This window comes from Bacillus sp. V26 (genome assembly GCF_034296245.1).
GTDB classification, from domain to species: Bacteria; Bacillota; Bacilli; order Bacillales; family Bacillaceae; genus Bacillus; species Bacillus halotolerans.
Genome location: NZ_JAXKQF010000002.1, coordinates 651,784 through 658,171 on the forward strand (window position 1 = coordinate 651,784; position 6,388 = coordinate 658,171).

At 44.1% G+C, this 6,388-nt stretch carries 10 protein-coding genes; 8 read left to right on the forward strand and 2 right to left on the reverse strand.

What is annotated here, in order from left to right:
• The first annotated feature begins 63 nt into the window (after positions 1–63).
• The 6 genes from UJ203_RS10770 (at position 64) to coaD (ending at position 2,989) form a co-directional block, all read left to right on the forward strand.
• A complete protein-coding gene (locus tag UJ203_RS10770; protein WP_322010594.1) occupies positions 64–462 on the forward strand; it encodes a YlbD family protein in 399 nt (132 codons plus the stop codon).
• Between the two features lie 15 nt (positions 463–477).
• Positions 478–717 (forward strand): YlbE-like family protein, encoded by a 240-nt coding sequence (locus UJ203_RS10775; protein WP_322010596.1) that lies wholly within the window; start codon positions 478–480, stop codon positions 715–717.
• Positions 718–844: 127 nt separating this feature from the next.
• Entirely contained in the window at positions 845–1,294 is a 450-nt protein-coding gene (gene ricF / locus UJ203_RS10780; protein ID WP_010334140.1) for a regulatory iron-sulfur-containing complex subunit RicF, read from the forward strand.
• 54 nt (positions 1,295–1,348) lie between these two features.
• A complete protein-coding gene (locus UJ203_RS10785) occupies positions 1,349–1,621 on the forward strand; it encodes a YlbG family protein (RefSeq protein WP_024121293.1) in 273 nt (90 codons plus the stop codon).
• A gap of 323 nt (positions 1,622–1,944) precedes the next feature.
• The gene (gene rsmD, locus UJ203_RS10790; protein ID WP_322010601.1) at positions 1,945–2,502 is read left to right on the forward strand and encodes a 16S rRNA (guanine(966)-N(2))-methyltransferase RsmD; all 558 of its coding nucleotides are present in this window, start codon (positions 1,945–1,947) and stop codon (positions 2,500–2,502) included.
• A 1-nt stretch (position 2,503) separates the two neighbouring features.
• A complete protein-coding gene (coaD, locus tag UJ203_RS10795; protein WP_024121295.1) occupies positions 2,504–2,989 on the forward strand; it encodes a pantetheine-phosphate adenylyltransferase in 486 nt (161 codons plus the stop codon).
• A 12-nt stretch (positions 2,990–3,001) separates the two neighbouring features.
• Here coaD and ylbJ read toward each other — a convergent pair whose 3' ends face one another.
• Positions 3,002–4,228 (reverse strand): sporulation integral membrane protein YlbJ, encoded by a 1,227-nt coding sequence (ylbJ, locus tag UJ203_RS10800; protein WP_024121296.1) that lies wholly within the window; start codon positions 4,226–4,228, stop codon positions 3,002–3,004.
• A gap of 180 nt (positions 4,229–4,408) precedes the next feature.
• Here ylbJ and UJ203_RS10805 point away from each other — a divergent pair, with 180 nt between their 5' ends.
• Both UJ203_RS10805 and ddcP read left to right on the forward strand, forming a co-directional pair.
• Complete coding sequence (locus UJ203_RS10805) at positions 4,409–5,188, forward strand: patatin family protein (RefSeq protein WP_322010604.1); 780 nt, start codon at positions 4,409–4,411, stop codon at positions 5,186–5,188.
• Positions 5,189–5,192: 4 nt separating this feature from the next.
• Positions 5,193–6,218: a protease DdcP gene (ddcP, locus tag UJ203_RS10810; protein ID WP_322010606.1), complete on the forward strand. Its 1,026-nt coding sequence runs from the start codon at positions 5,193–5,195 to the stop codon at positions 6,216–6,218.
• 45 nt (positions 6,219–6,263) lie between these two features.
• Here the strand turns inward: ddcP and UJ203_RS10815 are convergent.
• On the reverse strand, positions 6,264–6,388 hold a 125-nt coding region (locus UJ203_RS10815), incomplete at its 5' end, for an IS3 family transposase (protein ID WP_216395029.1).

Genomic DNA, 6,388 nt, shown 5'->3' on the forward strand with positions numbered 1-6,388 from the left:
GAACACAATGGCTCACAAACCGATACATTGTAGTAGGTATATTTTTCGGAGGGGGTGAGGATTGTGGCGAATCAACATGCCAATCATTCAATTAATGACTTTAAACAATTCGTTAAAAAACATCCCAAGCTGATCAAAGAAGTGCGCATAGAACAAAGAAGCTGGCAGGACGTGTACGAAAATTGGGTCCTTTTCGGAGAGAAAGACCCAATTTGGGACCCGTACAGAGAACCGGAGGAAGCCGCAGAAGCGGTACCCGAAACATCAGAAAAAAATGATTTTGTTTCTAAAATGGTTACAGCTGTGAAAAAGATGGATGTCAATCAAATGAATGAACAGATCAATAAAATGAGCCAGTCGATCTCATCGTTGCAAAGCCTTCTCAACACATTTTCCGGAAGCGGACAGAAGCAATCTCAGCCAGGACCCGGACAGCATCCTTTTACTTTTCGGAAGGATTAATAAAGGAGAGCTTATATGCGCAAAGACGTTCAGGAATTTATTTTAGCAGATAAAGAACGAAAACGATTCTTAAGAGAACAGCCGATATGGTACCGGAAGCTTGCGAGAAAGCCGGATGACCTGGCTTCATTTCAGCTTGAGATGATGAATTTTTACGAAAAAACCATTCCGCATCGGGTGAATCAATTTACGAACGGGATTCAAATGGCGCAAATGATGATGCAAATGTTCCAAGCGATGCGGACAAAAGATTAAAAGACCCGAAAATGGGTCTTTTTCATTGTGTAAACTGGGGAGGCTTTTACAACTCTATTTTTAAGGGCGGCTAAGCATTTTCCAATTGGCTGGTTTCATGGTAAACTAACAACTGGAGGTGCGTGCTATGTATGCGACGATGGAATCCGTGCGGCTTCAAAGTGAAGCTCAGCAGCTTGCCGAGATGATTCTGCAGTCGGAGACGGCTGAGAACTACCGCAATTGTTACAAGCGTCTCCAGGAAGATGAAGAGGCAGGGCGGATTATTCGTTCTTTTATCAAAATAAAAGAGCAATATGAGGATGTGCAGCGTTTTGGCAAATATCATCCTGACTATAGAGAAATATCCCGAAAAATGAGGGAGATCAAACGGGAGCTCGACCTGAACGATAAGGTGGCCGACTTCAAAAAAGCAGAGACGGAACTGCAGTCTATTCTTGATGAAATCAGCGTTGAAATTGGGACAGCTGTATCAGAGCATATTAAAGTTCCGACTGGGAATCCTTATTTTGACGGTTTGTCTTCATGCGGAGGCGGCTGCGGATCAGGTGGCGGCTGCGGATGCAAAGTGTCATGACGAGACTGGCCGTCTCGTCTTTTACATATAAGAGAAATCAGGCAGGTGAATGTATTGGAGAATAGACGCCAGGGCATGATTGTGTATCTTCATTCTTTAAAGCAAAGCAAAATGCTGAGAAAGTTCGGAAATGTGCATTATGTGTCAAAACGCTTAAAATATGTCGTGCTGTATTGTGATATGGGCCAAATTGAAAAAACGATGGACAAGATCTCATCTTATTCTTTTGTTAAGAAAGTTGAGCCTTCATATAAACCGTTTTTAAAATTGGAATTTGAGTCAAAGCTTGATAAAGCAAAAGAATATGATTATAAAATCGGAATATAGCTGTATAAAAAAATCCCCGCAGGTTTCTGCGGGGTCCTTCTATTCCTTAACAAGTTAAGGAGAAGGCAAAGGGAGAGGAGAAACCGGAGGAAGAACTTATGGGGAAACGTAAGTCTTCTCCGCGGTTGGCAACAACATCCTCTGGATGCTGTTGCTTATAGTATGGACAATGATCATTCCGCTTATACACTTGTATATGAAGATTAGCGCTCATTGTTTGAAAGAATGCTTTATGATAAGATAGGATTGGTTTTTTTCTTATACATAACGGCGTCCGGCCGAACAAGGAAACAAAATAGCTTTTAGAAAAAGTGGTGTGGAACATGAGAGTAATTTCTGGGTCAAAAAAAGGCCGTTCACTAAAGGCAGTGCCAGGAACATCAACGAGACCGACAACCGATAAAGTGAAGGAATCCATTTTCAATATGATTGGCCCTTATTTTGATGGGGGCAGGGGGCTTGACTTATTCGCAGGAAGCGGAGGTCTTGGTATTGAAGCGCTTTCACGAGGGTTTGACCATTGTGTATTTGTTGACCGTGATTTTAAAGCGATTCAAACGGTGAAATCGAACTTGAAAACATTAGAGCTTACAGCATATGCAGATGTGTACCGTAATGATGCGGAACGTGCTTTGCACGCAGCTGCGAAAAGAGAAGCGGGTTTTCACGGGATTTTTCTTGATCCTCCGTATAAGGAACAAAAACTGAAGGTGCTCTTAAGTGTGATAGACGAACAACAAATGCTGGAGGATGGCGGCTTTATCGTCGCAGAGCATGACAAAGACGTCGAGCTTCCCGAAGCAGTAGGTGATCTAGTGATAACAAGAAAAGAAACCTACGGCCTGACAGGGGTGGCGATCTATAAAAAGAGGGGGTTGTGATGTGACGAGTATAGCTGTCTGTCCCGGCAGTTTTGATCCGGTGACCTACGGGCATCTGGATATCATTAAACGCGGGGCCAATATATTTGATCAAGTGTATGTGTGTGTGCTGAACAATTCTTCAAAAAAGCCGCTATTCAGTGTAGAAGAACGCTGTGAGCTTTTGAGAGAAGTGACAAAAGACATTCCGAACATAACAGTTGAAACGTCACAAGGGCTGTTAATTGATTATGCAAAAAGAAAAAATGCAAAAGCCATTTTAAGAGGCTTGAGAGCGGTGTCTGATTTTGAGTACGAGATGCAGGGAACATCCGTAAACCGTGTGCTTGATGAATCAATTGAAACCTTTTTTATGATGACAAATAACCAATATTCTTTCTTAAGCTCAAGCATAGTAAAAGAAGTGGCAAAGTATAAAGGTGCGGTGTCAGAATTTGTACCGCCGGAAGTCGAGAAGGCGCTTCAGGAAAAATTCAGGCAAGGATGAGTGTTTTTAAGCTCATCCTTTTTTTGTACCGTTTGTCAGTCTGTAAGAAAAAATGAAAATGTACGTAAACAGTGCACATAACGTGACAGCAGGGCCAATCTGCACAAGCAGATTCCATCCGCTGATAAGAGCTGTCGGCAGCTCACCTGTATCAAGAGATTTAAAAACGTACTGATCATGGTCATTCCACGCGGTGTAAAGAGGTTTCCATAACAGAATGACAAAAACGGCGGCATAAATGCCTTGCAGCACACGCGCGATAAAGAATGGTTTAAATCTGATGTCCGTCTCTGATAAAATGCCTGCCACCTGAGCCTGAACGGAAAAGCCGCTGAATCCGAGGATAAAGCTGACAACAACAGCTTTTTGCAAAAGGGAGACATCTGTCTCGCTGACAAGCTTGCTTCCTAATGTGATTTCAAACATTCCTGATAATAGAGGAATGTCCAATTGAGCGGGAAGCTGAAACAAGGTCAGTGCGCCTTTTGTAACAATAGAGAGAATATCGGTCAGCTGTACGACGGATAACAAACGATTAAAGACAGAAAACAAAATAATAAAGCCGCCTACCATTAGAAGCGTTTGAACGGATGAGGTTACAGCGTCGCCCAAAATTTTTCCTAAAGGCCGTTTTTCCGCAAGCCTTGCGGTGTGAAGCGCATGTAAAGCATCTTTGATAGAAGGCAAAGATATGGTTTTGTTTCTCATGAGCTGGCGCTCTTCTTTACGCCCGTAGGAGCGCATCGTTAAACCGACAGCCAAATTGCCCAAATAGTGTGCAGATGCTAATAAAATACCTAATGACGCATTCTGAAAAAAGCCGACGGCGACAGCTCCAAAAATAAAGAGCGGGTTGGATGAATTGGTGAAGGAAGCAAGCCGTTCTGCTTCTACTCTTGAAATCTGTTTTTCCTGCCGCAGCCTTGCCGTCAGTTTTGCGCCCGCGGGGTTCCCTGATGCCATGCCCATGGCCAGAACGAAGCCGCCGACACCCGGCACGCGGAAAATAGGGCGCATAAAAGGCTCAAGGAGAACACCGACAAACCTTACAATACCAAAGCCAATTAATAGCTCAGACAGTATGAAAAACGGCAGCAAAGACGGAAATACGACCTCCCACCACATAGACAGCCCGGTTTTAGAGGCTTCGAATGAGGCCTGCGGATGTGAGATGACAGTCGCTGTTAAAAAAATAAAAAACGCAGCAATCAAAAGTGTATGAATCTTCGACAAGTTCATTCTTACCTCCCCGACGCTAAAAATGCACAATGACATGTATATCATGATAAAATATGGTATGACTCGAAACGGCCAAGCAGTACCTGTCCTCTTGACCCTTTGTACTAATATACGAGCATAGGGGTTCAGTTTAGACCATAGAATTCCGTATACAGGGAATTCGGGCAGGAGGTTAACATGTTGGCCAAACCTAAAATCGGGTTAGCGTTAGGATCGGGAGGCGCCAGAGGACTTGCTCATCTCGGCGTGCTTTCCAGTTTACATAAGCACCAAATTGATGTGGATATGATTGCGGGGAGCAGTATGGGCGCTTTGGTCGGCAGCTTCTATGCCGCGGGGCATGACGTGGAAACGATGAAAAAAGTCGCCAAGGCTTTCAAACGGCGGCTCTATGCTGATTATACGGTACCGAAACTCGGTTTTTTGAGAGGTGACCGCGTCAGGCAGCTCGTGCATGCTTATACATTCGGCAAACCGATTGAGGAACTCAAAATCCCTCTTGGAATTGTCGCGTGTGATCTGCAGACAGGAGAAAAGATTGTTTTCCGCAAAGGATCAGTGTCAGATGCGGTTCGGGCAAGCATCAGCATACCAGGCATTTTTATTCCGCAGAAGCTGGACGGGCGGCTTCTCGTAGACGGCGCGGTGGTCGACCGTATTCCGGTTTCTGTTGTAAAAGATATGGGGGCTGACATTATCATCGCTTCAGATGTCTCCAGGGTTCGGAAAACCGAAACGGCGGCGCATATTTTTGATGTAATCATGCAAAGTATGGATATACTCCAAAATGAATTGGTGCGACATCAGACGATCGCCGCTGATATCATGATTCGCCCTTCTCTTGAAACATACAGCTCCAGCTCGTTTGCCAATATTGAAGAGATGATAACAGCGGGCGAGCAGGCAACAAACCGAACCATCAGCCAGATAAAAAAAGAAATAGAGAATTGGGAGGGCTAATAACTTGCTACGTAAAAAACATTTCAGCTGGATGCTTGTCATCCTCATACTGATTGCCGTTGTATCATTTATAAAACTGCCATACTATATTACAAAACCGGGAGAAGCGACAGAGCTCGGCTCACTGATAAAAGTGGAGGGGGGCTACTCGGAAACAGGGAGTCTGTCCTTAATGACTGTCAAAGTGGGACCGGCTAATCCATTTACATACGCATGGGCTAAAATGCACCCCTATTATGAAATTGTTCCTGATGAAAGCATCAAGGAAGAAGGCGAATCAGATAAGGAATATATGAAACGGCAGCTGCAAATGATGAAAAGCTCCCAGGAAAATGCCGTCATCGCCGCATATCAAAAGGCAGGAAAAAAAGTAAGCTATTCCTTTAACGGCATCTACGCAAGCTCAGTTGTCGAAAACATGCCGGCGAAAGGGAAAATAGCAGTCGGCGATAAAATCATCAGTGCGGACGGAAAAAACTATCAGTCTGCTGAAAAGCTGATCGATTATATCAGCAGCAAAAAAGCCGGGGATAAAGTAAAGTTAAAAATCGAAAGAGAAGAAAAAGAAAAGACGGTCACCCTTGCGTTAAAACAATTTCCTGATGAGCCTGGCCGTGCCGGAATCGGGGTTTCGCTGTATACGGACAGAAACGTCAAGGTAAAGCCTGATATTGATTTCGAAATCGAAAATATCGGCGGCCCGTCAGCGGGATTAATGATGTCGCTTGAAATCTATAATCAGCTGACAAAAACAGATGAAACAAAAGGCTACGACATTGCAGGCACCGGAACGATTGATGTTGACGGGAAAGTCGGCCCGATCGGCGGCATTGACCAAAAAGTTGTTGCCGCAGACAAAGCCGGCAAAGACATTTTCTTCGCTCCGAATCAAAACGGCGCCAGCAATTCTGATTACAAAAATGCAGTAAAAACAGCGAAAGACATTGATTCGGACATGAAGATCGTGCCTGTTGATACGATGCAGGATGCGATTGATTATTTGAATAAGCTGAAAGCGAAAAGCACCTGATATGGGACTGACCCCCGTTTTTGAGACAGGGATCAAAACACCTTTTTATACAGCCAATTGCCGATAGCTTATCGGTGATTGGCTGTTTAGTTTCGTTTGAATACGAATGTTGTTATAATAATAAATGTATTCTTTGACAGTGCGTTCTACGATGGCGGTCGTGGTTCGAT